The following is a 26,875-nucleotide window of genomic DNA, read 5'->3' as shown; positions in this document are numbered from 1 at the left end:
CATGTCGCAGACCGCCGCACGGCGGCCCGTCGAGACGGTCACCGTCCACCCGGTGCAGGCGCCGCCTCCGTCCAGAGGCCAGGGGCGGCGCCGCCTCGCCGACCAGGCACGCGCGTACGGCTTCCTGCTCGGCGGCCTTCTCTGCTTCGCCCTGTTCTCCTGGTACCCCGCGATCCGCGCGGTCGTGATCGCCTTCCAGAAGTACACGCCCGGCTCCCCGCCCGAGTGGGTCGGCACCGCCAACTTCACCCGGGTGCTGCACGATCCGGAGTTCGCGGCCGCCTGGCGCAACACCCTCACCTTCACCCTGCTCGCGCTGCTGATCGGCTTCGCGGTCCCCTTCGTGCTGGCCCTCGTCCTGAACGAACTGCGCCACGCCCGGGCCTTCTTCCGGGTCGTGGTCTATCTGCCGGTGATGATCCCGCCGGTGGTCAGCGCCCTGTTGTGGAAGTGGTTCTACGACCCCGGAGCCGGCCTCGCCAACGAGACGCTGCGCTTTCTGCACCTGCCCACCTCCAACTGGACCAACGGCGCCGACACCGCCCTCGTCTCCCTGGTGCTCGTGGCGACCTGGGCGAACATGGGCGGCACCGTCCTGATCTACCTGGCCGCGCTCGCGTCCATCCCCGGCGAGCTGTACGAGGCCGCCGAACTGGACGGCGCGAACCTCCTCCAGCGCGTGCGCCATGTGACGATCCCGCAGACCAGGTTTGTCATCCTGATGCTGATGCTCCTTCAGATCATCGCGACCATGCAGGTCTTCACGGAGCCGTTCGTGATCACCGGCGGCGGACCGGAGAGCGCCACGGTCACCGTCCTGTACCTGATCTACAAGTACGCCTTCCTCTACAACGACTTCGGCGGCGCCTGCGCGCTCAGCGTCATGCTCCTCGTGCTGCTCGGCGTCTTCTCCGCCGGCTATCTCCGGCTCACCCGCTCCGGGGAGGAGGGCGTATGAGCACCCGGACCCTGATCTCGCCGGCCACGCTCGCCCGGCCCCGCGGCAAGGCCCTGTACTGGACCGTGTTCACCGGAGTCGTCCTGCTCTTCGCGCTCGCCTTCCTCTTCCCGGTCTACTGGATGGTGACAGGCGCGATGAAGTCACCGGACGAGGTCGCCCAGACCCCGCCGACACTGATCCCGAAGCACTGGCACCTCAGCGGTTACACCGACGCCTGGGACCTGATGCAGCTGCCGCAGCACCTGTGGAACACGGTGGTGCAGGCGGCCGGCGCGTGGGCGTTCCAGCTGGTGTTCTGCACGGCCGCCGCCTATGCCCTGTCCAAGCTGAAACCCGCCTTCGGCAAGGTGATCCTCGGCGGCATCCTCGCCACCCTGATGGTCCCGGCCCAGGCGCTGGTCGTCCCCAAGTACCTGACCGCCGCCGACCTTCCGCTGATCCACACCAGCCTGCTCAACGACCCCCTCGGCATCTGGCTGCCGGCCGTCGCCAACGCCTTCAACCTGTACCTGCTGAAGCGGTTCTTCGACCAGCTGCCGCGCGACGTGCTGGAGGCCGCCGAGATCGACGGCGCGGGCAGACTGCGCACCCTGTGGTCGGTCGTCCTCCCCATGTCCCGGCCGGTGCTCGGCGTGGTGTCGATCTTCGCGCTGGTCGCCGTCTGGCAGGACTTCCTGTGGCCGCTGATGATCTTCTCCGACACCGACAAGCAGCCGATCAGCGTGGCCCTGGTCCAGCTCTCGCAGAACATCCAGCTCACCGTGCTCGTCGCCGCGATGGTGATCGCCAGCATCCCGATGGTCGTGCTGTTCCTCGTCTTCCAGCGGCACATCATCGCCGGGATCAGCGCGGGCAGCACCAAGGGCTGAACCGGCCCCTGGACCCCCCCGAGACAGAAAGGCCCGCACCGTGGGACAGCCCACCCCTGCCCGCAACGCCCGGACCGACCGTGACTGGTGGCGTTCGGCCGTCATCTACCAGGTGTACGTCCGCAGCTTCGCGGACGGCGACGGCGACGGCACCGGGGACCTCGCGGGCGTCCGCGCGAGACTGCCGTATCTCGCCGAACTCGGCGTGGACGCGCTGTGGTTCAACCCCTGGTACCTGTCGCCCATGAAGGACGGCGGCTACGACGTGGCCGACTACCGTGCCGTCGACCCGGCCTTCGGCGACCTCGCCGAGGCCGAGAAACTCATCTCCGAGGCGCGCGATCTGGGTATCCGCACGATCGTCGACATCGTGCCCAACCACGTTTCCGACCAGCACCCCTGGTTCCGGGCGGCCCTCGCCGCCGGACCGGGCAGCCCCGAGCGCGAACTGTTCCACTTCCGGCCCGGACGCGGAGCCGACGGTGAACTCCCGCCCAACGACTGGCCGTCCCAGTTCGTCGGCTCCACCGAACCGGTGTGGACCCGGCTGCCCGACGGCGACTGGTACCTGCACCTGTTCACCCCCGAGCAACCCGACCTCAACTGGGCCCACGCGGCCGTCCGCCAGGAGCACGAGGACATCCTGCGCTTCTGGTTCGAACGCGGTGTCGCCGGCGTCCGTATCGACTCGGCGGCCCTGCTCGCCAAGGACCCGGACCTGCCCGACCTGGCCACGCACCCCGAGCCGCACCCGTTCGTCGACCGCGACGAACTCCATGACGTCTACCGCTCCTGGCGGGCCGTCGCCGACGCCTACGACGGCGTGTTCGTCGGCGAGGTCTGGCTCCCCGACCCGGAACGCTTCGCCCGCTACCTACGCCCCGACGAACTCCACACCGCCTTCAACTTCTCCTTTCTGTCCTGCCCCTGGGACGCCGGGCGCCTGCGTGCCGCCATCGACAGCACCCTCGCCGAGCACGCCCCCGTCGGCGCCCCCGCCACCTGGGTGCTGTGCAACCACGACGTCACCCGGACGGTCACCCGCTACGGCCGCGACGACACCGGCTTCGACTTCGCCGCCAAGACCTTCGGCACCCCCAGCGACCTGGCCCTCGGCACCCGGCGCGCCCGCGCCGCCGCCCTGCTGTCGCTGGCCCTGCCGGGCGCGGTCTACGTCTACCAGGGCGAGGAACTCGGCCTGCCCGAGGCCGACATCCCCCCGGACCGTATCCAGGACCCGATGTACTTCCGCTCCGGCGGCACCGACCCGGGCCGCGACGGCTGCCGGGTGCCGCTGCCGTGGACGGCCGACGCACCCCACGCGGGATTCGGCGGCGAGCCCTGGCTGCCGCAGCCCGCGTACTGGCCGACGTACGCGGCGGACCTCCAGGCGGCCGACCCCGGCTCGATGCTCAGCCTCTACCGTGCGGCGATCAGGATCCGGCCGGTGTTCGGCGACGGCCCGCCGGCCTGGCTGCCCGCCCCCGAGGGGGTCCTCGCCTTCACCCGCGCCCAGGGCGTGATCTGCATGGTGAACCTCGCCGCCGCCCCCGCCGAACTGCCCGCCGTCTCCCGGCTTCTGCTGGCCAGCGGCCCCCTGGACGAACAGGGCCGCCTTCCCCAGGACACGGCGGTCTGGCTGCGCGCCTGACCGCCGTCCCGCACCGCGCTATCCCACCACCCCCACCATGAAGGGATCAGCACATGCACGGGACCACCCGCACGGTCAGATCTGTCAGGCGCATGCCAGCAATCGGGGCGGCCGTCGCCCTCGCCGCCGGCATGCTCGTCACCCTCGGCGCACCGGCCGCCCACGCGGACGCGGGCGCCTCCCTGCCCTTCACCTCGGTCGAGGCCGAGTCCGCCACCACCAACGGAACGAAGATCGGCCCCGACTACACCCAGGGCAGCCTCGCCTCCGAGGCCTCCGGCCGCCAGGCCGTCCGGCTCACCTCCGGACAGCGTGTCGAGTTCACCGTGCCCCGGGCCGCCAACGCCGTGAACCTCGCCTACAGCGTGCCGGACGGCCAGTCCGGCACGCTCAACGTGTACGTCAACGGAACCAGGCTGACGAAGACCGTGGCCGTCACCTCCAAGTACTCCTACGTCGACACCGGCTGGATCCCCGGCGCCAGGACCCACCACTTCTTCGACAACGCCCGCCTGCTGCTGGGCCAGAACGTCCAGCCGGGCGACAGGATCGCCTTCGAGTCGACCGGTACCCAGGTCACCGTCGACGTCGCCGACTTCGAGCAGGTGGCCGCCGCCGCGAGCCAGCCCGCCGGATCGGTCTCCGTCACCTCCAAGGGCGCCGACCCCAGCGGCCAGGGCGACTCCACCCAGGCCTTCCGCGACGCCATCGCCGCGGCCCAGGGGGGAGTGGTCTGGATCCCGCCGGGCGACTACCGACTGACGTCCTCGCTGAGCGGGGTGCAGAACGTGACCCTCCAGGGCGCCGGCAGCTGGTGGTCCGTGGTGCACACCTCCCGCTTCATCGACCAGTCCGGCTCCTCCGGCAACGTCCACATCAAGGACTTCGCCGTCCTCGGCGAGGTCACCGAGCGGGTGGACTCCAGCCCCGACAACTTCGTCAACGGCTCGCTGGGCCCGAACTCCTCCGTCTCCGGGATGTGGATCCAGCATCTGAAGGTCGGCCTGTGGCTGACCGGCAACAACGACAACCTGGTCGTCGAGAACAACCGCATCCTCGACACCACCGCCGACGGTCTCAACCTCAACGGCACCGCCAAAGGCGTCCGGGTCCGCAACAACTTCCTGCGCAACCAGGGCGATGACGCGCTCGCCATGTGGTCGCTGTACTCGCCGGACACCGACAGCAGCTTCGAGAACAACACCATCTCGCAGCCCAACCTCGCCAACGGCATCGCGATCTACGGCGGCACGGACCTCGCGGTGCGCAACAACCTGATCTCCGACACCAACGCCCTCGGCAGCGGTATCGCGATCTCCAACCAGAAGTTCCTGGACCCGTTCTCCCCGCTGGCCGGCACCATCACCGTCGACGGCAACACGCTCGTGCGCACCGGCGCGATGAACCCCAACTGGAACCACCCCATGGGCGCGCTGCGCGTCGACTCCTACGACAGCGCGATCAACGCCACCGTGAACATCACCAACACCACGATCACCGACAGTCCTTACAGCGCCTTCGAGTTCGTCTCCGGCGGCGGGCAGGGCTATCCCGTCCGGAACGTCACGGTGGACGGCGCCACCGTGCGCAACACCGGCACCGTCGTCGTCCAGGCCGAGGCCCCGGGCGCCGCCACCCTCCGCAATGTCACCGCCACCTCGGTGGGCTCGGCGGGCGTCTACAACTGCCCGTACCCGGCCAACTCCGGCGGCTTCGCGCTCACCGACGGCGGCGGCAACTCCGGCTGGAACAGCACCTGGTCGGACTGCTCGACCTGGCCCCAGCCCGGCCAGGGCAACCCGCCCCCGGACCCGGGCCGCAACCTCGCCAAGGGCCGCCCGGCCACCGCGAGCGGCTCCCAGGACGTCTACACCCCGGGCAAGGCGGTCGACGGGGACGCGAACAGCTACTGGGAGTCGACCAACAACGCCTTCCCCCAGTCGTTCACCGTCGACCTCGGATCGTCGCAGGCGGTACGCCGGCTGGTGCTGAAACTGCCGCCGCTCTCGGCCTGGCAGGCACGCGCCCAGACCCTGTCCGTACTCGGCAGCACGGACGGCTCCGGGTACACGACCGTGGTCGGCTCCGCGGACTACCGCTTCGACCCGGCCACCGGCAACACGGTGACCGTCACCCTGCCCGGCGGCACGAACCTGCGCTATCTGCGGCTGAACGTGACCGCCAACACCGGGTGGCCGGCCGCGCAGTTCAGCGAGGTGGAGGCGTACCTCTCGTGATCCCGCGAGGAGCCGCGGCCCCGCGCGGAGTCCTGACGCCCTGAGGGCCGCGCGTCCCGCCGTCCGCCTCGCCCCGGGCGAGACGGACGGCGGGTGCGCATCTCACGCCCGGGGCAGCGGCGGCAGACGGCTGTCGTAGAGCCAGGCGCGCAGCAGCGGCTCGGTGACGAGGGGCGAGCAGCGCCCGGCATGGGCGACGAAGGCGGACGTGGTGGCACTGGCACCGCGATGGATACGGTGCCAGGAGCGCAGCATGGCGAAGAAGCGGTCCTCGCCCATGGTGAGACGCAGCGCGTGCAGGGTGCACGCGCCACGGGTGTAGACACGGTCGTCGAAGATACGGCGCCGGCCCGGGTCGGCGATCCGCAGATCCTGTGCGCCCCGTGCCAGTCTGTGCCATTCCGCGCGGGCGATGGTGTCGGCCGAGTCCTCGCCGATGTGCTCCGACCACAGCCACTCGCCGTAGGTCGCGAACCCCTCGTTGAGCCAGATGTCACGCCAGTCCCGCAGGCTCACGCTGTTGCCGTACCACTGGTGGACGAGTTCATGGGCGACGAGCGTCTCCCAGCCGCGCTCGCCGTCGATGTGATTGCTTCCGAAGACGGAGAGCGTCTGGTTCTCCACCGGCTCGTCCAGCTCCGCGTCCACGACCACCGCGCCGTAGGTCTCGAAGGGGTACGGGCCGAACCAGCCGGTGAACGCGCCGAGCATCTGCGGCTGGCGGCCCAGGTCGTGACGGGCCGGGTCCGCGAGCCGCGCCGGGTAGGCGTTGCGTCCGGCGACCAGGCGGCCGGTCGCGCTGTCCCGGGCCCTGAAGGTCTCGTGTCCGAAGCGCCCGGTGTACAGCGCGGCGAGATAGGGAGCCATGGGACCGGGGTGGTGGTAGGTCCAGCGCTCCTCGGGGCCGAGGGCGCGCCGTTCCCGCAGGGTGCCGTTGGCGAGCACCTGGTGGCCGTGGGGCACGGTCACCCGGAACGTGAACGCGGCCTTGTCGTCCGGGCGGTCGTTGCAGGGGAACCACGAGGGGGCGCCGAGCGGCTGGGCGGCCACCAGCGTTCCGTCGTGCGCGTCCCCGGTGCGGTCCCAGCCGATGGGCCCGAAAGGTGTGCGCAGGGGACCCGGCCGGCCGCCGTAGCCGATCTCCAAGGCAAAGGGGGTACCCGCCGCCAGCGGGCGCGGGGCCGAGAGGAACAGCTTGTTCCGCCGTCGCCGGGTGTGGACCTCCACCCCGTCGACCCGGGCGGTGTGCACCGCCAGCCGGGCGAGGTCGAGTTCCACCCGCCGCAGCGGACGGTCGGCCACCGCCCGGATCCGCGCCCGGCCTTCGAGTGTGCCGCCCGCCGGGTCGTAGGCCAGCCGCAGATCGTAGGAGAGGGTGTGGTGCCCGTAGGACCCATGGCTCGCGAAGTAGCGCTCGGCCGGTCTCGGGAGGCGGTCCGCGGCCGTGGCCGCGAGCGGAACGAGCACCGCGCCCCGGATCAGGGCTCGTCGGCTGCACCGTGTCATGCCGCCTCCCCTCCGGCGAGCACCGCCGTGGCACGGGTCGCGGTGGCGCCCGCGATGGGGTTGCCGGCCCAGCGCGTGCCGTCGGGCACGGTCTCGCCGCGCATCACGAGGGACGACGCACCGATCGACGCGCCGACGCCGACCGCGGTGCCGGGCAGCGCGATGCTGTGCGGTCCCAGGGACGCTCCCGCCGCCAGACGTACGGTGTCCATCCGCATGATCCGGTCGTGGAAGAGATGTGTCTGGAGCACACAGCCGCGGTTGACGCTGACCCCGTCGCCGAGGCTGACCAGATCGGTCTCCGGCAACCAGTAGGTGTCGCACCACACTCCGCGTCCGATGCGCGCACCGAGGCTGCGCAGCCACCAGTTGAGCGCCGGGGTCCCCAGGAAGGCCCCCGCTCCCCAGGGCACCGCCAAGGACTCCACGAACGTGTCGAACAGCTCGTTGCGCCACACGAACGACGACCACAACGGGCGCTCACCCGGTTGGAACCGGCCCACGAGCAGCCACTTGGCGCCGGTGGCCGTGAGACAGGCCGCCAGGCCCGCCGCCAGCAGCAGCGGGGCGCCGACGAGCGCCGCCAGCGGCAGCCCGCCCACATCCAGGGCGTCCTGCTCGCCGAGCAGCACGCACTCCGCCAGCAGCGTGCTCATCACCACCGGCAGCAGACGGCACAGCTCCACGGCCGCGCGGGCCGCCACCAGCCGCCGGGGCGGGGCGAACGTCCGTGCGGGATCGGCGTTCCCCGGCACCCGGGGCAGCGGCATCGCGGGCCGCCCGATCCACGACATACCCGGCCTGCCGTGCGCCGGCGCGTCGGACAGCACCCCCACCAGCTCTCGGTCGGCGACCTCACGGCCGGGGCCCACGATCCCGGAGTTGCCGACGAACGCGCGCTCACCGACGCGCACCCGCCCCAACCGCATCCACCCGCCGCGCAGTTCGAACGGTGCGACGAGCGTGTCGTCGGCGAGGAACGCCCCGTCCGACACCTCCAGCAGGGACGGCAGGGGCAGTACGGTCGAGATCTCGGTGCCCCGGCCGACCCGTGCGCCGAGCAGACGCAGCCAGAGCGGTGTGGCCAGGCTCGCGTAGAGCGGGAAGAGGCTGCCCCGGGCCCCGTCGAGCAGCCGGGTCACCAGCCACACCCGCCAGGCCACTCCACCGTCCGCGCGGTGCACACCCGGCTCGACGGACCGGCTCAGCAGCCGTACGGCGCCCGCGGTGACGAGTATCGCGCACACCGTCGTCACGACCGCGAACACCGGGGCGGCTGCCAGCAGACGCAGCGCCGCACCCGACAGGGTCGGCACCCGGCGCACCAGAAGATAGGTGGCTCCCAGGGCGGGGGCGGCGGCGAGCAGGGACAACAGCGGCAGTGCGGCGAGGGACAGCGCGTAGGCCAGGTCCCAGCGGCGCCGGCGCGCGCCCGCGGGCGTCGTCGGGCCGCCGTCCGCGATGCGTTCGGCCGGCTCGGCCGGGCGGGCGGGGGAGCCGGTCCAGGTCCGGCCGTCCGGGATCCGGGCGTCCAGACAGCTTCCGGCCGTGAGTTCCCCGTCCCGGCCCACGACGGCACCCGGCAGCAGCATGGCGCGGTGGCCCACCCGCGCCCCGGCGCCGACCGTGACCTTCCCGACGTGCAGCGTGTCCCCGTCGAGCCACCAGCCCGCCAGGTCCGCCCCGGGTTCGATGCCGCACCCGTCGCCCAGTTCGGCCAGACCCGTCACTGGGGGCATGGCGTGCAGTTGGACGTCACGGCCGGTGGTGCAGCCCAGCATCCGGGCGTACCGGGCGGCCCACGGCGTGCCGAGCAGGGACGGTACGCCGAAGGCCGCCACCGCCCGTTCCGCGCTCCACAGCCGCAGATGCACCCGCCCGCCCCGGGGATGGGCACCGGGGGCGATCGAGCCGGCCAGCGCGCGGGCCAGCCCCGCACCGATCAGACACCGTGACGGCGCGCTGAACAGCACCACCCAGCCCACAACCACCAGCCACCACGCGGTGTGCGGCGTCCAGGCACGCGGAGCGGCCCAGCCGAGCACATTGTCCGCCGCCGCGAGCCCGACCAGGCCGCGCAGCCCCGTGATGCCGTAGGCGGCCGACTGGACCAGGAACTGGACGAGGGCGGTCCGCCTCGGCACCGGCCGAGCCGGGCGCACCTCGTCGGCGGTGCCCGCCAGGGAGTCGAGGTGCGCGGCCATGCGGTGCAGCACCGAGTGCCGGTAGAGGTCGGCGACGGACACCCCCGGGTAGTGCTCCCGCAGCACCGACGCCATACGGGCGGCGGTCAGGCTGGTGCCGCCGAGGTCCACGAAGTCGCTGTCCGGACCGGGACGGAGGCCGAGCAACTGCTCCCACACGTCCGCCAGCCGGGCGGCCGTCCCGTGCAGCCGGGGCGCGGGGTCGTCCGCGCCGTGCTCGGCCCCGCCGAGCGGCACCGGCCAGGGCAGGGCGTTGCGATCGACCTTCCCGGAGGCCCGGGTGGGCAGATCCGCCACCTCCGCAAGGAGCGGCACCAGTGGGGTGGGCAGCCGCTCCACGAGCAGCGCCCGGGACTTGTCGGCCTGGAAGAGCGAATGCCCGTCGGCGGCCCGCTCCGGCACCACATAGCCCACCAGCACCTGGGCCTCGGCCGGCGTCGTGCGGACGGCCGCCGCCGCACCGCGCACGCCCGGGAGGGCGAGCAGGGCCGCGTCGATCTCGCCGAGTTCGACCCGCCGGCCGCCGAGCTTGACCTGATCGTCGGCGCGCCCCACGAACACCAGGCCCTCGGCGTCGGCGCGCACGAGATCGCCCGAGCGGTAGGCGCGCGGAGTGTCCAGCGCGGCGCAGGGCCGGTAACGGCCGGCGTCCTTGACGGGGTCGAGATAGCGGGCGGTGCCCGTCCCGGCGATGATCAGCTCGCCCTCCTCGCCGTACGCCACGGGCCGACCGGCCTCGTCGACGACCGCCAACTGCCAGCCGGCGAGCGGCAGTCCGATGCGTACCGGACGGCCGCGCCGCAGACGGGCGGCGCAGGCCACGACGGTGGTCTCGGTCGGACCGTAGGTGTTCCACATCTCCCGGTCCGAGTCGGCGAACCGGTCGACGAGCCCCGGAGGACACGCCTCACCGCCCAGGATCAGCAGCCGGACCCGCCGCAGCGCCTCCTCGGGCCACATCGCCAGCAGGGTGGGCACGGTGGAGACGACGGTGATGTCCTGTTCGGCGAGCCAGGGGCCGAGGTCGTGGCCGGCCCGTACCAAGGAGCGTTCGGCCGGCACGAGACACGCGCCGTGCCGCCAGGCCAGCCACATCTCCTCGCAGGAGGCGTCGAAGGCGACGGACAGCCCCGCGAGGACGCGGTCCCCCGGGCCGATCGGCCGCTCCCGCAGGAACAGCAGCGCCTCGGCGTCGACGAAGGCCGCGGCCGACCGGTGGGTGACCGCGACGCCCTTGGGCGCGCCGGTCGAACCGGAGGTGAAGATGATCCACGCGTCGTCGCCGGGAGCGGGCCCGAAGCGGCCCGACGCCGCCCCCGACGGGGCTGCGAGCCGCTCGGACTGCGGATACGGACCCAGCACCGCGCACACCCCGGCCTCGCGGAAGACGGTGGCGGCCCGCTCGTCGGGGTCGTCGGCGTCGACCGGTACATAGGCCGCTCCGCAGCGCAGCACCGCGAGGATCGACACATACAACTCGGCGGTGCCCGACGGCACCCGGATGCCCACCCGGTCGCCGGGACCGATCCCGAGATCGGCCAGCCGGCGTGCGCGGCGGAGGACCTCGGCGCACAGCTCGCGGTAGGAGAGCACCTCAGCGGCCGTCTGCAGTGCGGGCGCCCGAGGGTGGGTGGCGGCGGTGGCCTCCAGGACATCGATCAGGGTGCGCGGTGGAGGAGCCTGCCCGGTGCGGAAGAGGGCCCGGTCGCCGCGCGACACGAACGGTTCGGGGGACGGCGGGGAGAGGGGCGAAGGCAATGTGGTGCCTCTGTCTTTCGGTGCGGATGGGCGCAACGCCCTTGTCGACCCGTCAGATGAGGTGGCCGCGGAGGCGGTTCACCAACTCCTCGCAAGCAATGCGGCCCTGATTCTCGACCCGTGCATGGGAGAAAATTGATGCGCTGAAAACTTAACGTTCGCCCAGCTCAGAGGGGTTACGCATGGTCCTTGTGATGAGGGAAAGAAACTGCCGAGAGAATGGTTTGACTCTTGCTTCGATCCGCGGGGAGATCGCCGGAAGACGCCTTTCCCCTATTCCCCGGCCAGGGCGGAAGCGGTGGGCTCGCGCAGGGCTTTCCAGCAGGTGGTGACGGGGCTCGGGAGGGTTTTGGGGAGGTCTTGGTCCGGGCCGCATCTGCCGTACCGGCGGCTTTCACACGGGCGCCATCGCACCCTTTCCTGACGTTTGGTGTTCCTGGAACACTCCCTTCGCGCAGGTTCTCTCATCAACGGGCGTTCCATGCCCCGCTCAGGACAAGAGGTCACTCCGTCATGTCTCAAGTGAATCGGCGCCGCTTCCTCCAACTGGCGGGCGGCACCGCCGCGTTCAGTGCGCTCTCCGGCACCATCGAGCGCGCCGCGGCCCTTCCCGCGCACCACCGCTCCGGCACCATCGAGGACGTCGAACACATCGTCGTCCTGATGCAAGAGAACCGTTCCTTCGACCACTACTTCGGCACGCTCAGAGGCGTCCGGGGCTTCGGCGACCCGCGCCCGGTCAGTCTCCAGAACGGCAAGCCGGTCTGGCACCAGTCGGACGGCACCAAGGACGTCCTGCCGTTCCACCCGGACGCCGACGACCTGGGTCTCGCGTTCATCCAGGACCTTCCGCACGGCTGGAACGACGGTCACACCGCCTTCAACGGCGGCAAGTACGACAAGTGGGTGCCCGCCAAGTCCGCCACCACGATGGCGTATCTGACCCGCGAGGACATCCCCTTCCACTACGCGCTCGCCGACACCTTCACCATCTGCGACGCGTACCACTGCTCGTTCATCGGCTCCACCGACCCGAACCGCTACTACATGTGGACGGGCTACACGGGCAACGACGGCCAGGGCGGCGGCCCGGTCCTCGGCAACGACGAGGCCGGCTACAGCTGGACGACCTACCCCGAGCGCCTGGAGTCCGCCGGTGTCTCCTGGAAGATCTACCAGGACGTCGGTGACGGCCTCGACGCGAAGGGTTCCTGGGGCTGGATCCAGGACGCCTACCGGGGCAACTACGGCGACAACTCGCTGCTCTACTTCAAGCAGTACCAGAACGCGGCGCCCGGCGACCCGCTCTACGACAAGGCACGCACCGGCACCGACGCCCGCACGGGCGAGGGCTTCTTCGACCGGCTCAAGGCCGATGTGAAGGGCGGCAAGCTGCCGCAGGTCTCCTGGATCGTCGCCCCCGAGGCGTTCACCGAGCACCCCAACTGGCCCGCCAACTACGGCGCCTGGTACGTCTCCCAGGTCCTCGACGCGCTCACCTCCGACCCGCAGGTGTGGGCGAAGACGGCCCTGTTCATCACGTACGACGAGAACGACGGCTTCTTCGACCACCTCGTCCCGCCGTTCCCGCCGGCCTCCGCCGCACAGGGCAGGTCCACGGTCGACGTCGGCCCGGACCTCTTCGCGGGTGACGCCGGCCACCCGGCCGGTCCCTACGGACTCGGGCAGCGCGTGCCGATGCTGGTCGTCTCGCCCTGGAGCAAGGGCGGATACGTCTGCTCGGAGACCCTCGACCACACCTCGATCATCCGGTTCATCGAGCGGCGCTTCGGCGTCCACGAGCCGAACATCTCGCCCTGGCGGCGCGCGATCTGCGGCGACCTGACCTCCGCGTTCGACTTCTCCCGCAGCGACACCAAGCCGGTGTCGCTGCCGGCCACGGACGGCTACCAGCCGCCGGACCACAACCGGCACCCCGACTATGTGCCGACCCCGCCCGCCAACCCCGTCCTGCCCACGCAGGAACACGGCTCGCGCCCCACCCGTCCGCTCAGGTACGCGCCCGTCGTGGACGGCTCCGCGGACACCGCGAACGGGAAGTTCACGCTGGCCCTCGCCTCCGGCGCACAGGCAGGCGCCGCCTTCCTCATCACGTCCGGCAACCGCACCGACGGCCCCTGGACCTACACCACCGAGGCCGGCAAGACCGTCTCGGACACCTGGAACTCGGCTTACTCGGGCGGCTCCTACGACCTGACCGTGCACGGCCCGAACGGCTTCCTGCGCGTCTTCCAGGGGTCGAACAAGACGGCCGGCCCGGAGGTCGTCGCACGGCACACCGGCGACGACGTCGAGCTGACCTTCACCCACAAGGGTTCCGGCACGGTGCGGCTCAAGGTCGTCTGTGCGTACGGCGGTCATGCGCAGGCCGTCACGGTCCGCGCCGGTGCCACCGTGCGGCGCACCTTCGGCTTGGGGGCCGGCAGGCGCTGGTACGACCTCACCGTGACGTCCGAGGCCGACCCCGCCTTCCTGCGCCGCTTCGCCGGACACGTCGAGAACGGGCGGCCGGGCGTGAGCGACCCGGCGATCGTCACCGGCTGACCCGGGACCCGGGACCGCCGCGCGAGCCCCGGCGGCGGTCCCGGGCGGGGGCGGTGGAGGCACGGCAAGGGCGAGGGCGGCCTGATCGCCCCGTATCGAACGCCCGGCCGAGAACCGCCGGTCTCGGGGTAGTGTGCCCCGGTGACCACGCAATCGAACACACCTGCAGGTTGGTACCCGGATCCGCACGGTACGCCGGGCACCCTGCGGTACTGGGACGGCGCCCAGTGGACCCAGCACACCCACGCGGACCCGCAGGGCGGGGCCGCCGCCCAGCCGGCGCACCAGGCACCCCCGGTGCCGCAGCAGGCATACGGCCGGGCCGCCGCCGCCCCCGACTCGCGTGTCCAGCGTCAGGTGCAGCAGCAGGCCGGGGTCGCCCCCAGCGGCGCCGGCGGCGGCACCCTGTTCAGCGAACCGGTGCTGGTCGTGAACCAGAAGGCCAAGCTGATCGAGCTGACGAACGAGTACAGCGTCTTCGACCAGAACGGCAACCAGCTCGGTGCGGTCACCGAGGTCGGGCAGAGCGCGCTGCGGAAGATCCTGCGCTTCGTCTCCAGCATCGACCAGTTCCTGACGCACAAGCTGGAGATCCGGGACGCCTACGGGCAGCCGCAGCTCGTGCTGGTCCGGCCCGCGAAGATCTTCAAGTCTAGGGTGCTGATCCAGCGCCCGGACGGACAGCCGGTGGGCGAGATCGTCCAGCAGAACATGATCGGGAAGATCAACTTCGCGATGAACGCGGACGGCCGGCAGGTCGGCGCGATCAAGGCGGAGAACTGGCGCGCCTGGAACTTCTCCATCGTCGACCACGCCGGGAACGAGGTGGCCCGGATCACCAAGACCTGGGAGGGTCTGGCGAAGACGATGTTCACCACGGCGGACAACTACGTCCTGCAGATCCACTACCAGCTGCCCGAGCCGCTGCTGAGCCTGGTCGTGGCGACGGCGCTGACCGTGGACACCGCGCTCAAGCAGGACTCCCGGGGCTGGGGCTGAGCCCGGGAAGGGACGACAGACAAAGGGACGACAACGGAGGAGGCCGGCACGTACGCATACGTGCCGGCCTCCGCCCGTTCACAGCGTGGTGAGGTGCCCCGGTGACGGGGGTGCCGTCTGCTGGGGCAGCAACGGCGGCTCGAAGGGGAGCGGCTCGGACTCCCGCCCGAGCACCGCGGCCACGGGGCGGTCGGTTCCCGCCCCGGTGTCCGCCGCCGGGGCCGGGGCGGGGGCCGACCGGGACAGCGTCAGCACGCCCCAGGAGGCCAGAGCGGTGCCCAACGCCGTGAGCAGCAGGCCCGCCGCGCCGCCCTGGAGATGCTCGCCGAGGAAGGAGAGGCCGATTATTCCGGCCGCGACCGGATTGGCGAGGGTCACCACCGCGAGCGGTGCGCCGAGGCCGTCCTGGTAGGCCGTCTGGGAGAGCAGCAGACCACCCGTCGCGAACGCCGCGACCAGCAGCGCCACCACGACGACCTGGACACTGAGCACCGACTGCGAGCGGTCCGTCGCCGCCACCGTCACGGTCTGCGTCAGCGCCGAGGCGACACCCGAGGCGACACCGGAGGCGGTCGCGTGCCGCAGCCCGGGGCGGGAGCCCAGCGAGAGCCCCCCGGCCGAGCGGGAGTGGGGGAGGGTCAGTGTGCCGATCAGGCTGGCGGTCGCGCCCGCCACGGCCAGTGCCTCCGGCAGGCTGAGCACGTTGTCGGGCTCGGGTCCGGATGCCGTCACCAGCAGCGCGGCCAGACCGGCCAGGGTGAGGACGGTGCCTCGCCACTCCACCGCGCTGACCCGGCGTCCCGCCGCCCGCGCGCCGAGCGGCACCGCGGCGACCAAGGTGAGCGCGCCGAGCGGCTGGACCAGGGTCAGCGGGCCGAACTTGAGGGCGGCGACATGCAGCAGGGCCGCGGAGGCGTTGAGGAGGACCGACCACCACCAGGCGCCACTGGTGAACAGCCGCAGGGTGCCGGCGCCCGAGGACCGGGCGGCGAGTCGTTCCTGCGCCACGGCGGCGGCCGCGTAGGCGACGGCCGAGAACAGGGACAGGACGACGGCGAGGAGCGTGGCGCTCATCGGCCCGCTCCCACCAGGCCGGGGCCCCCGGCAGCCGGTGCGTCGGGCATGAGCGTCGAGCGCCGGGCGGCGGCCGGGGTGTCGGGCAGGGCTGCCGGGCGCCGAGTGGCCGACGTGTCCGCCAAGGCCGCCGAGCGCCGAGCGAGAGGTGCGGGCTGGGCGGGCCTCGGCGCGGGCAGCGTGGGGCGCGCCGTGCGCGATCCGTCCGGTGCCGACGACGGCGCGCGGACCACCGCGAGCGCGACTGCGAGCAGCGCGCCCGCCACGATCGCGTCGAGCCAGTAGTGGTTCGCCGTGCCGACGATCACGACCAGGGTCAGCAGCGGATGCAGCAGCCACAGCCACCGCAGCCGCGACCGGGTGGCCACGATCAGGCCGATCGCGACCATCAGGGCCCACCCGAAGTGCAGCGACGGCATGGCGGCGAACTGGTTCGCCATCGAGTCGGTCTGCGGCTCGGCCCCGTAGACCGTGGGGCCGTAGACCTGCCCGGTGTCCACCAGGTGAGCCACGTCCAGCATGCGCGGTGGGGCGAGCGGAAACGTCAGGTGCAGCGCCAGCGCGGCGCCGGTGAGCAGCGCGAGGACCCGGCGGGCCCACAGGTAGTGGTCCGGGCGCCGTAGGTACAGCCAGACGAGGAACGCGGCGGTGGCCGTGAAGTGGACGGCCACGTAGTAGAGGTTCGCGGTGCGGACCAGGACGTGCCCGTGCAGCAGCACGGACTGTAGGGCGCCCTCGCCCGGCAGATGCAGGGAGCGCTCCCAGCGCCATACGTGGTGGGCGTTGCGGTAGGCCTCGGCGGTGTGGCCGTTCGCCAGCTGCCGGCCGAACTTGTAGACGAGGAAGAGCCCCGCCACGAGAAGGAGCTCCCGGACGAGGGGCGGCCGGTGTATCGCGGCTGCCCCGTCACTTTCAGGCTCGGTTCGGGAATCCATCCCCCGACCCCTTTGCTGATGGTCTTGCGTGAGGTGGTGCGTGGTGAGCCCAGGAAAGGGTCCACTCGACAGACGATTGGGTCCTGTCCAAGGCTCATCGATACGACAGTGTACCGATACGCTCGCGTACCGGTACACTGTCGTATCGATATACTGGTGTGAAGCGGCCCACGGGCCGGGCGCACTACGGAGGAGGAGCCAGCCATGACGTCGCAGGCAGCGGAGGCACCGGATTCGGTTGCCGCTTCGCGCCGCTCCAAGCTCACGCCGCAGCGTGAGCGGGAGTTCTTCGACGCTGTGCTCGAGCAGATCCGCGAATGCGGCTACGACTCGGTCACCATGGAGGGCATCGCCGCCAGCACCCGGTGCAGCAAGTCGACGCTGTACCGGCAGTGGAAGACCAAGCCGCAGTTCGTGGCCGCCGCCCTCAGATCCAGCCGCACAAAGCGGATCGCGGGCATCGACACCGGTTCCCTCGCCGGGGACCTGCGCGGCGCCGCACGGGCCGCGGCCGCGTGGTCCCGTCGCGACACCAAGCTGCTCCAGGCCCTCGGTCCCGCCGTCGTGCAGGACCAGGAACTCGCCCAGGCGCTGCGCGAGGCGCTCGTCGAACCCGAGACCAAGGCGCTGCGGGAGATCCTGCGGCGCGGGGTGGAGCGCGGCGAGGTGCCCGCCGACCATCCGGCCCTCGAGTTCATCCCCGTCCAGCTGCTGGGCGTGCTCCGCGCCCGGCCGCTGCTGGAGGGGCAGTACGTGGACGAGGAGTACTTCATGCGTTACGTCGAGGTGGCGGTGCTCCCGCTGCTGGGACTGGCCTAGAGACCGGGCCGCCGTCCGTGGGATGACCGGACGTCGGCCCTCGCGCCGCACCGTGGGGACGGGGGCGGCGCACACCCCGGCCGGGTGGGGTTCCTCTTGAGCGGAGGGGAACCCTGCCCGGCCGCACTACGGCCGGCCGGGCGATGGTTCAGACGTTCTGCCCGTCGCCGCCCGCGGAGGCCGCCTTGATGCCCGCGGTGACCTGGTCGAGGACGGACGGCTGCGGCGCCTTCGAGCCGATGTCTATACCGAAGCGGACGACGACCAGCTGCCCTGAGCCGGCGGGCGAGGGGAACACCAGCGACTCGACATAGCCGTCCGCGCCTTTCCCGGTGACCGCCTTCCAGCGGACCAGATAGCCCTTCTGTCCCGCCACCGTCACCGCCTTCGAGGCGAGCACCTGGTGCGAGGTGATCCCGCCGTAGCTCGCGCCGCCGTAGGACTCCTCGGCATTCTTGGCGATGTCCTGCTTGGCCGCGGCCTCCGCCGTGGTGGCCGTCAGCCCCTGCGCCTTCGCGGACGCCGAGTACGCCCCGCCGGTGTTGCACGTCTTCGTCGTGTCACCGGGGCACTTGTACTCGCCCTTCGACTGGATCGCCGCGCCGCCCTCGATGAGGTTGCCGCTCCAGCCGCTCGGTACGGGGATGCTGATGCCGTTGAACGGGTCGGTGGCGTACCCGTCCTCGGTCCCCCCGGACCCGTCCGATCCGCCTGACCCGTCCGATCCGCCTGACCCGTCCGATCCGCCTGACCCGTTCGATCCGCCTGACCCGTTCGATCCGCCGGAGCCGTCCGATCCGCCGGAGCCGTCGGGGCCGCCCTGGCCGCCGAAGGGCCCGCCCTGGTCGCCGAAGGGATCGCCCTGGCCCCCCTGCCCCCCTTGCCCGTTCTGCCCGCCTCGGCCCCCCTGGCCCTCCGGACCGCCGAAGCCCCCCTGGCCCCCCGCTCCCTGGGAACGCGCGGAGTTCCCGCCGCCGCCGTTCGCGGTGAGCGCGTAGACACCGCCGCCTATGCCCGCGAGCACGGCGATCGCCGCCACGACGGCCGTCCCGGTCCGCAGGCCGCGCCGCGCCGGGGCGGGCGGGGCGGCCGGAACCGCCGGATACGGCGCGGCGGCGAACGGGCCGCCCGGATACGGTCCGACGCCCGGCGGCTGTGCCGGCGGAGCCCATGCGGCGGCCTGATCCGCAGGTCGGGTCCGGTCCGTCCACGCCTTGCCGTCCCACCAGCGCTCGGTGGCGGGCCCGTCACTTGTCTGCCCGGGGTCGGGGTACCACCCGGGAGGAGTCACCTGCGTCATGGGACCACCGTAGGAGGCATGCGTGAAAGAGGGATGAGAGCCCCCCGACCGGCCGGATCGCGCCGGTTCTCCGGCGGACCGTCAGTGGCCGCCGAAGGGACCCGTTTTGCGAGAAGTTGACCGACGAAACCTTTCCTCGGCTGGTCGGCGGCCCGTCGCGTCGCCCCAGGGCATCGCAAGTCACCCATCACGGCAACAGGTGCCCCGACCCGGCTCCGCCGGAGCCCGGGGGCGGCTAGGCTCGATGTCTGTACGTCGTTTGGGCGACCTGGGGAGGTACCGGGATGACGGAGGCACGGCCCGGAGCGGCCGCCTCGGCTTCCCTGTGGGAACGCGACGCGGAAATCGCCGTCGTCACCGAGGCGGTGGACGCCTTACGTGACGACGCCTCGCCCTCCGCGTCGGGGAGCCTGCTGGTGATCGGCGGGGAGGCCGGCATCGGCAAGACCGCGCTTCTCACCGAGACACGCCGTATCGCGGAGCGGCGCGGCTGCACGGTGTGGTCGGCGCGCGGGGGAGAGACCGTCACGTCCGTCCCCTTCAATGTCGTACGGCAGCTGCTCCAGCCCGCGTTGCTCTCCCTGATGCCGGAGGAGGCGCGGGAGTACCTGGGCGACTGGTACGACGTCGCGGGCCCCGCCCTCGGGATAACGGAACCGGGCGAACGGCAGGCCGACCCGCAGGGTGTGTGCGACGGCCTGGTCGTCGCCGTCTCCCGGCTCGCCAAACGGGAGTGGCCCCTGGTCCTGCTCATCGACGACGCGCAGTGGGCCGACCTGGAGACCCTCCACTGGCTCGCCGCGTTCTGCGAGCGCCTCGACGAACTGCGCGTCCTGGTCGTGGTCGCCCTGCGCACCGGCGAGGTCACCGGCGACAGCGCCCGTCACCTGGACACGATCGCCGCGGCCGCCCACCGCCCGATCAGCACGCTGAGCGAACTCACCCCGGACGCGACCGCCGGAATCACCCGCGCCACCCTCGGCGCGCACGCCGACGCGCCGTTCTGCCGCGAGGTGTGGGCCGTGACCGGCGGCAACCCGTACGAGACCGTCGAACTCCTCGCCAAGGTGCAGGACAGTCAGCTCGAACCGGTCGAGGCGTCGGCCGCCGAACTGCGCGCCCTGAACCGCTCGGCCCGCGGCAACGGTCTCGTCGCCCGACTGGAGAGCCTCGGCATCGAGGCCACCCGGTTCGCCTGGGCCGCAGCCATCCTCGGCACCGGCATCACCGTCGACCTGGTGGCCCAGCTCGCCACCATGCGCCATGAGGAGGCGGTGCGGTGCGCCGAACTCCTCGGCGCGGCCCGCATCCTGGCCGAGCCCGATCCGGCCGCCCGCCAGGCGGCCGAGGGCGAGCTGGAGTTCGTCCACCCGCTGATCGCCAGTGCCGTCTACCGCTCCATCCCCGACGGGCTGCGCACCGCCATGCACGGGATCGCCGCGCAGGTCGTGACAGACTCCGGACTCGGGGCGGCAGCCGCCTCCCGCCACCTCCTGGAGGTCCATCCGGACGACGACGAGGAACTCGTGGAGCAGATGCGCGAGGCGGCGCGCGAGCACCTCGCCGTCGGCGCCCCCGAAGCGGCCCGCCGCTGTCTGGAGCGGGCCCTGCTGGAGCCGCCGCTGCCCGAGGTCCACCCGCATGTGCTCTACGAACTGGGCTGCGCCACCCTGCTGACCTCGCCCGCCACCACCATCGACTACCTTCAGGCGGCCCTCGCCATACCCGGCCTGGAGGGCGCGGTACGCGTCGACGCCGTCTGCCGCCTGTCCCAGGCCCTGCTGCACAACGACCAGCTGGACGAGGCGGTCCGCACCGTCGACGAGGAGGCCGCCCGCCTCGAGCCAGGGCCCTCCCGGATGCGTCTGCAGGCCGTGCACTACATGTGGGAGGGCATCCACGCGGCCGAGGAGGACTCACCGGACCGCTCGCGGGAGCTGGCCGAACTCGCCCGCACCTGCGCCGGGCGGGACAACGCCGAACGCGCGCTGCTCATCCTGCGCGGCTTCGACGCGATGACCCACGGCGAGAACGCCGAGGAGATCGTGGAGCTGTGCGACCGCGCCCTCGTCAACGGCCGCCTCGCTCCCGGACTCGGCTGGACCGACACCGAGTGGGGCATCGAACTGCTGCTGATGCTGGGCAGTGCCTACGCTTACACCGACCGCCTCGACCGGGCCGAGAGCCTGTTCACGGAGGCCCTGCGCGCCTACGAGTCCGCCGGGTGGAGCGGCGGTCACCTCGCCCTGGCGCACGCCTACGTCGGACTGGCCCACCGCAGGCGGGGCCGGCTCAGAGAGGCGGAGACCTCTCTGCGTGAATCCCTGCGCCTCGCGGAGCGCGTCGGCCGCGGACTGCCTCTGTACTGGTCCGCGACCTGCGGGCTCGTCGACACCCTGCTCGCCCGCGGGCATGTCGAGGAGGCCTGGGCGCTCGCCGAGCGATACGGTTTCGCGCCGCCGTACCCCTCCACCATCGTGCTGCCCGACACCCGGTGCGTCCGCGGCCGGCTGCTGCTCGCCGTCGGCCGGACCGAGGAGGGAGTGGGCGAACTGGAGGCCGCCGAGAAGGCGGCCGCCGGGCGCGGTCACAACACCGTACTGGCTCCCTGGGCCGCCGACCTCGCCCGTGCACTGGCCGCCGACGATCCGCGCCGTGCCGCCGAACTCGCCCTGTCCGCCCGCCGGCAGGCCGAGCTGTTCGGCACGGATACCGCGATCGGAGAGGCACTGCGGGTGGCCGCCGCCCTGGAGACGGGCCAGCGCGCCGCCGCACTGTACGCCCGGGCGGTGACCTATCTGGAGGCGTCGCCCTGTGCCTACGAGCACGCCCTCGCCCGTGTCGAGTACGGCGTGGCCACCCGGTCGGCGGCCGAGCTGAAGAGGGGCCTGACGCTGGCGCGGTCGTGCGGGGCGGACGGGCTGGCGGCCCAGGCACAACGGGCGCTGGAGGACGGCCCGGGGATCGCGTGACGCTCGGCCGCGGCGCGGCCGGTCGATGCGTGACCGACCCCGGTGCCACGGCCGCGGGGTGATACCCCGTCGGCAGTCGGCGCCGAGCGCGTCGGCCGCGGCGAGCGCGCGGCGAGGCTGTCGGTGCCGCCCCCGCGCGTTGGGCCGTTCAGCGGACCGCGCCCACCGCTCACCGGATCACCGACCTAGACTGGCGGTCACGGCAGCCCCCGCATACGTATCCGGCAAGGAAGGCGGCACCCCGTGGACCGGACCCTCGTCACCGCTTCCCCGCACCCGGCCGCCGACTGGTGGGTCACCGCCGACCAGGCGCGGCACGCGGCGCAGAGCGGACTGTCCGATGCCGCGACGGCCCCCGATCTGCTACGTGCGCTCGCCGAACTCGACCGGGCTCGCCGGGAGACGGTGGTCGCCGTCGGTGCCGCCGTGGAGGCGCTGCTCGAAGGCGGTGTCGCCTGGGAGGCGATCGCGGCGGCTTTGGGACTCGGCTCGGCCGACGACGCCCGCACGGCGCTCGCCCCCGCCCGTCGTGACGCCGGTACGGCGATCCGACGCCGGCTCAGCCGCCGGGCGTAGAGCGGACGGGGTGACAGCGGCTCGCCCGCCCCGGCTCACTCCTTCGCGAGCACGACCCAGACCTGCCCCTGCGCGAAGTTCATCGGTGTGCCGTCCGCCGTGGTGAACCGTGTGCCGTCCGCCGCCGACGCCCGCCGCCACTGAACGTCGAACACCTTTCCGTCGCGCAGGACTTGAGCCTTCCCGGAGCCCACCGTCTCCGTGTACGGCGAGTTGTTGCCGAGGACGTCGTGGAGGCCGGACGTGCGCACCCGTACGGACTGCACCACCACGGTCGCCGGGGCCACCCGCGTCCCGTCCGTCGTCACCGTCGGGGTCCCGTCCATGGCCACCAGCCAGCGACTGCGCTCGACGGACCAGGTGAAGGTGAAGCGGGAGGACGGGAAGCGGACCGTGTGCGTGGTCTCAGGGGTGCCGCCCGCCGGTGCGGCGCCGAAGCGGAAGCCGGTGGTCAGCGCGGCGGCTCCCGGCGCGGACCTCATCAGGCGCTGCGGTCGCAGATAGAGGTTGTGCGGGGCGGCCTTGTGGGGGTCACGGAAGTAGGCGTCGGAGTTCCTGTCCGGCGGTGCCGGGGTCAGGGGTGCCTTGCCGATGAGAGGCAGAAGCTTGTGCTGCGCACCGGAGAAGGCGAGCGTCGGTCCGTGGAACTGGCGCAGCAGCTCCAGATCCGACTCACGGGCACTGCGCACCGGGCCGACCACCGTCGGCAGTTTCGTCGCGAACACCGCCATCAGCCGGCTGAGCCCGGCCTCGACCTGCTCGGCGTAGACGAGGTCCGCCTGGTCCAGACCCGTCTGCGGGCGCGCCGCGGCCACGTTGTCGATCTTCACCGCGAGTACCGGCCCGGAGGAGGCGGGTGAGGGGGATCGGCCGCCGTCCTGTCCATGGCCCCTGGGGGCACCGCCCCCGGTGCATCCCGCCACCGGGCCAACCGTGATCGCGACGGCCAGCAGCGCCGCCGTCGTCCTGCCGTGCCGTCTCCGCGCGGTCTGTCGCATGCCCATACTGAACCTATAAGCACACGATCGGTGTCGATAAACACTGACAAACACGTGTCAGGGTCAGTCGGCAGTGCCGAGGATCTCCGCGAGGTCGTACCGCACCGGCTCCTCCAGCTGGGCGTAGGTGCAGCTCTCGGGAGCGCGGTCCGGGCGCCAGCGGCGGAAACGGGCGGTGTGCCGGAAGCGCACCCTGTTCTCCATGTGGTCGTACGCCACCTCGGCCACCCGCTCGGGCCGCAGCGGCACCCAGGACAGGTCCTTCTTCCCCGACCAGCGGCTGGGCGCACCGGGCAGCCGGGCCGTTTCGTGCGCCGCCTCGTCCGACCAGGCCGCCCACGGATGGCCCCCGGCGTCCTCCATCCGCAGCGGTTCCAGCTCCGCCACGAGTTCCTCGCGCCGTTTCATGGAGAACGCGGCGGACACCCCCACATGCTGGAGGGCACCCCGGTCGTCGTACAGCCCGAGCAGCAGGGAGCCCACGACCGGGCCGCTCTTGTGGAAGCGGTAGCCCGCGACCACCACGTCCGCCGTGCGCTCGTGCTTGATCTTGTACATCGCGCGTTCGTCGGGACGGTAGGACAGCGACAACGGTTTGGCGATCACTCCGTCCAGACCCGCGCCCTCGTAGTGCCGGAACCAGTCCTGCGCCACCGCGCGGTCCGTCGTCGCGGGCGCGAGGTGGACCGGCGGCGTCACCGACGACAGCGTCTGCTCGAGCAGCGGGCGCCGTTCGGTCAGCGGGAGGGTGAGCAGCGACCGGTCGTCCAGCGCCAGCAGGTCGAACGCCACGAACGAGGCCGGGGTCCGCTCCGCGAGGGTGCGCACCCGGGAGGCCGCCGGATGGATCCGCTCCGTCAGCGCGTCGAAGTCGAGGTGCCCCTCCCGGACGATCACGATCTCCCCGTCCAGCACACAGCGCTTCGGCAACCGCTCCCGCAGCGCCTCCACCAGCTCCGGGAAATACCTCGTCAGCGGCTTTCCCGTACGGCTGCCCAGCTCCACCTCGGGGCCGTCGCGGAAGACGATCGCCCGGAACCCGTCCCACTTCGCCTCGTACTGCATGTCCGGCGGGATCTTCGCCACCGGCTTGGCGAGCATCGGCTTGACGGGCGGCATCACCGGCAGATCCATGGCTTTGACTCTAGGAGCGGATCCAGGCCCCCGCCTGTCGAGTACGCGCCTGAGTACGGGCCTTAAGTACGTGCCCGTCAAGCGGGGCCGGGGCGGCCACCGCCGCCCGCCCGCCGGCCGGACCGGCGCGGGGACGCGGGCGGAGCGGCGGCCGTCGGGTCCCTCACCGCTTGTGGCCGTTGCCGCGTCCGTTGGGATGCAGGACGACCTTGGTCCAGCCCTCGTCACGGGCGTCGAAGTGCTCGTAGGCGGTGGGGGCCTCGTCCAGGCTGAGTTCGTGGGAGACGACGAAGCTGGGCTGGGCCTTGTCGCCGGCGATGAGGTCCAGCAGCGCACGGGTGTACTGCTTGACCGGCGCCTGCCCGGTTCCCATCTGCTGGCCCTTGAGCCACATCATGCCGAAGTCGATCGGGACCTTGCCGTGCGCCTCCGGCCTCCTCGCCCAGACGCAGCGCGTTGAAGTCGCCGTAGGGCACACGCAGCAGTTCGGCCTGGCCGCCCTGGTAGGGGCCCATGCCGGCGGGCCCATGCCGGCGAATCCGTAGGCAGCTCCGGCGAGCGCCGGTTCCGGCTGCATGGTCAGGCAGTAGTTGGCGAGACCCCGCTCGCACTGCTTGCAGAGGCCGCAGGCGATGTTGAAGGGCAGGACCACGTACTGGCCGACCTGGACCTTGCGGACGGCCGAGCCGACCTCCACGACCTGGCCCATGTTCTCGTGTCCCAGGGTGCGGCCGGGCTCGAACGAGGTGCGGCTCTCGTACATGTGGAGGTCCGAACCGCAGATGTTGGTGGTGGTGATCTTGACGATGACGTCACAGGGGTGCTCGATCTGCGCGTCCGGTACGTCCTTCACCGTGACCGTTCGCGGGCCTTCGTAGACCGCTGCTTTCATGATTGCTTCCTTCGGTGCCGCGCGGCACGACCGCGGCGCGGCGGTGATGAGGTGGCGCGGAGAATCCTGAAGTGGTGTGGTTGCCGCCGGCCCGCCGCGCGCAGCCGCAGCGCTCCGGCGGCGTGCCGTCCGAGTCCCCCCACGGCTCCCGGCGCGAAACGGCCAGGCTCCGATCCGGGCGTCGACGGATCCCGGACGGTCCCGCGCCCGCCGCGCCGTGCCATGTGTCCGTTGTGCGGAGCATGTCCCGTGCGCCTACCGTGGCTCGCATGGGAGATGCGGTGGAACTGGAGGCGGCAGGCCGGACGGTACGGCTGTCCAGTCCGGGCAAGGTCTTCTTCCCGGAGCGCGGCTTCACCAAGCTGGACCTCGCGCAGTACTACCTGGCCGTCGGCCCCGGCATTCTGCGCGCCCTGCGTGACCGGCCCACCACCCTGGAGCGCTATCCGGACGGCGTGACCGGCGAGTCCTTCTTCCAGAAGCGGGCACCCAAGAACATGCCCGACTGGATCCCCACCGCCCACATCACCTTTCCGAGTGGCCGCAGCGCCGACGAGATGTGCCCCACCGAGGTCGCCGCCGTGGTGTGGGCCGCGCAGTACGGCACCCTCACCTTCCATCCGTGGCCGGTGCGCCGCGACGACGTCGACCGCCCCGACGAACTCCGCCTCGACCTCGATCCGCAGCCCGGCACCGACTACGCCGACGCGGTGCGCGCCGCCCATGAACTGCGCGCCGTACTTGACGAGTTCGGCGGACTTCGCGGCTGGCCCAAGACCTCCGGCGGCCGGGGGCTGCATGTCTTCGTGCCCATCGAACCGCGCTGGACCTTCACTCAGGTGCGCCGCGCCGCCATCGCCGTGGGGCGCGAGCTGGAGCGCCGGATGCCCCGGCACGTGACCATCGCCTGGTGGAAGGAGGAACGGGGCGAAAAGGTGTTTATCGATTACAACCAGACAGCGCGTGACCGCACCATCGCCTCCGCCTACTCCGTACGTCCCCGGCCGCACGCCCCGGTGTCCGCGCCGCTGTGCTGGGAGGAGGTCCCCGACGTGGTGCCCGAGGACTTCGACCTGGCGACCATGCCGGGGCGGTTCGCCCGGCTCGGTGACGTCCACGCGGACATGGACGACCATGCCTTCTCCCTGGAGGCACTCCTCGATCTGGCCCGCCGGGACGAACGCGACCACGGCCTCGGTGATCTGCCCTATCCGCCGGAGTATCCGAAGATGCCGGGCGAGCCGAAGCGGGTCCAGCCGAGCCGTGCCCGGCGGAACGACACGCCGCCGACATAAGACAAGTGTCGATATGGCCGCAATACGCGGCATTTGTCCTCAATGCGGATAAGATCACTGCATGCCGCTACCGCCCTCGGTTCGTCCCAGCGGCTCTTCTCCGTGAACTCGGAACAGGATGGGGAGTCCG

At 72.0% G+C, this 26,875-nt stretch carries 17 protein-coding genes and 1 pseudogene; 10 read left to right on the top strand and 8 right to left on the bottom strand.

The features are described 5' to 3' along the window. The first annotated feature begins 1 nt into the window (after nucleotide 1). Genes AB0L95_RS28760 through AB0L95_RS28745 form a run of 4 tightly spaced genes read left to right on the top strand, consistent with a single transcriptional unit; the run spans nucleotide 2 to nucleotide 5,718 of the window. Nucleotides 2-958, top strand: a complete 957-nt coding sequence (locus AB0L95_RS28760; protein WP_365166262.1) for a sugar ABC transporter permease — start codon at nucleotides 2-4, stop codon at nucleotides 956-958. Continuing rightward, nucleotides 955-1,830, top strand: coding sequence for a carbohydrate ABC transporter permease (locus tag AB0L95_RS28755; protein WP_365166260.1), 876 nt, complete (start codon nucleotides 955-957; stop codon nucleotides 1,828-1,830). The genes AB0L95_RS28760 and AB0L95_RS28755 overlap by 4 nt, the downstream gene beginning before the upstream one ends. Nucleotides 1,831-1,870: 40 nt before the next feature. Beyond that, nucleotides 1,871-3,481 (top strand): glycoside hydrolase family 13 protein, encoded by a 1,611-nt coding sequence (locus tag AB0L95_RS28750; RefSeq protein ID WP_365166258.1) that lies wholly within the window; start codon nucleotides 1,871-1,873, stop codon nucleotides 3,479-3,481. 53 nt (nucleotides 3,482-3,534) lie between these two features. Continuing rightward, a complete protein-coding gene (locus tag AB0L95_RS28745) occupies nucleotides 3,535-5,718 on the top strand; it encodes a discoidin domain-containing protein (protein ID WP_365166255.1) in 2,184 nt (727 codons plus the stop codon). A gap of 102 nt (nucleotides 5,719-5,820) precedes the next feature. Here the strand turns inward: AB0L95_RS28745 and AB0L95_RS28740 are convergent, their stop codons facing one another. Further along, nucleotides 5,821-7,224 (bottom strand): M1 family metallopeptidase, encoded by a 1,404-nt coding sequence (locus AB0L95_RS28740; protein ID WP_365166253.1) that lies wholly within the window; start codon nucleotides 7,222-7,224, stop codon nucleotides 5,821-5,823. Further along, on the bottom strand, nucleotides 7,221-11,147 hold the full coding sequence (locus AB0L95_RS28735) for a Pls/PosA family non-ribosomal peptide synthetase (protein WP_365166347.1): 3,927 nt from the start codon (nucleotides 11,145-11,147) through the stop codon (nucleotides 7,221-7,223). Before AB0L95_RS28735 ends, AB0L95_RS28740 begins: the two co-directional genes overlap by 4 nt. 552 nt (nucleotides 11,148-11,699) lie before the next feature. Between AB0L95_RS28735 and AB0L95_RS28730 the strand changes: the two genes are divergently transcribed. After that, nucleotides 11,700-13,751 carry a phosphocholine-specific phospholipase C gene (locus AB0L95_RS28730; RefSeq protein WP_365166251.1) on the top strand — a complete coding sequence of 684 codons (2,052 nt, stop codon included), beginning with the start codon at nucleotides 11,700-11,702 and terminating at the stop codon, nucleotides 13,749-13,751. Nucleotides 13,752-13,892: 141 nt separating this feature from the next. After that, nucleotides 13,893-14,750, top strand: coding sequence for a phospholipid scramblase-related protein (locus AB0L95_RS28725; RefSeq protein ID WP_365166248.1), 858 nt, complete (start codon nucleotides 13,893-13,895; stop codon nucleotides 14,748-14,750). A 78-nt stretch (nucleotides 14,751-14,828) separates the two neighbouring features. Here AB0L95_RS28725 and AB0L95_RS28720 read toward each other — a convergent pair whose 3' ends face one another. Both AB0L95_RS28720 and AB0L95_RS28715 read right to left on the bottom strand, forming a co-directional pair. Continuing rightward, nucleotides 14,829-15,824: a hypothetical protein gene (locus AB0L95_RS28720; RefSeq protein WP_365166246.1), complete on the bottom strand. Its 996-nt coding sequence runs from the start codon at nucleotides 15,822-15,824 to the stop codon at nucleotides 14,829-14,831. Next, a complete protein-coding gene (locus AB0L95_RS28715; RefSeq protein WP_365166244.1) occupies nucleotides 15,821-16,759 on the bottom strand; it encodes a phosphatase PAP2 family protein in 939 nt (312 codons plus the stop codon). Before AB0L95_RS28715 ends, AB0L95_RS28720 begins: the two co-directional genes overlap by 4 nt. A 204-nt stretch (nucleotides 16,760-16,963) precedes the next feature. Between AB0L95_RS28715 and AB0L95_RS28710 the strand changes: the two genes are divergently transcribed. Next, on the top strand, nucleotides 16,964-17,578 hold the full coding sequence (locus AB0L95_RS28710; protein WP_365166241.1) for a TetR/AcrR family transcriptional regulator: 615 nt from the start codon (nucleotides 16,964-16,966) through the stop codon (nucleotides 17,576-17,578). Nucleotides 17,579-17,726: 148 nt separating this feature from the next. On the opposite strand, the gene AB0L95_RS28705 is transcribed toward AB0L95_RS28710, so the two are convergent. Continuing rightward, nucleotides 17,727-18,878 (bottom strand): DUF2510 domain-containing protein, encoded by a 1,152-nt coding sequence (locus AB0L95_RS28705; protein WP_365166239.1) that lies wholly within the window; start codon nucleotides 18,876-18,878, stop codon nucleotides 17,727-17,729. A gap of 284 nt (nucleotides 18,879-19,162) precedes the next feature. Here AB0L95_RS28705 and AB0L95_RS28700 point away from each other — a divergent pair, with 284 nt between their 5' ends. Continuing rightward, on the top strand, nucleotides 19,163-21,850 hold the full coding sequence (locus AB0L95_RS28700; RefSeq protein ID WP_365166236.1) for an AAA family ATPase: 2,688 nt from the start codon (nucleotides 19,163-19,165) through the stop codon (nucleotides 21,848-21,850). 243 nt (nucleotides 21,851-22,093) lie between these two features. After that, a complete protein-coding gene (locus AB0L95_RS28695) occupies nucleotides 22,094-22,426 on the top strand; it encodes a hypothetical protein (RefSeq protein ID WP_365166233.1) in 333 nt (110 codons plus the stop codon). Nucleotides 22,427-22,461: 35 nt separating this feature from the next. Here the strand turns inward: AB0L95_RS28695 and AB0L95_RS28690 are convergent, their stop codons facing one another. The 3 genes and pseudogenes from AB0L95_RS28690 to AB0L95_RS28680 form a co-directional block, all read right to left on the bottom strand. Then, complete coding sequence (locus tag AB0L95_RS28690) at nucleotides 22,462-23,424, bottom strand: DUF3048 domain-containing protein (RefSeq protein WP_365166231.1); 963 nt, start codon at nucleotides 23,422-23,424, stop codon at nucleotides 22,462-22,464. A gap of 63 nt (nucleotides 23,425-23,487) precedes the next feature. Next, entirely contained in the window at nucleotides 23,488-24,558 is a 1,071-nt protein-coding gene (locus AB0L95_RS28685) for an ATP-dependent DNA ligase (RefSeq protein ID WP_365166229.1), read from the bottom strand. Between the two features lie 163 nt (nucleotides 24,559-24,721). After that, a pseudogene (locus AB0L95_RS28680) lies at nucleotides 24,722-25,450 on the bottom strand (alcohol dehydrogenase catalytic domain-containing protein). Nucleotides 25,451-25,719: 269 nt separating this feature from the next. On the opposite strand from AB0L95_RS28680, the gene ligD reads away from it, so the two are divergent. Continuing rightward, on the top strand, nucleotides 25,720-26,745 hold the full coding sequence (gene ligD / locus AB0L95_RS28675; RefSeq protein WP_365166227.1) for a non-homologous end-joining DNA ligase: 1,026 nt from the start codon (nucleotides 25,720-25,722) through the stop codon (nucleotides 26,743-26,745). The last annotated feature ends 130 nt before the right edge of the window (nucleotides 26,746-26,875 follow it).

The organism is Streptomyces sp. NPDC052036, assembly GCF_040680495.1.
Lineage (GTDB): Bacteria > Actinomycetota > Actinomycetes > Streptomycetales > Streptomycetaceae > Streptomyces.
The sequence above is the reverse complement of the archived record's forward strand: the minus strand, read 5'-3'. Positions and strand labels throughout refer to the sequence as shown.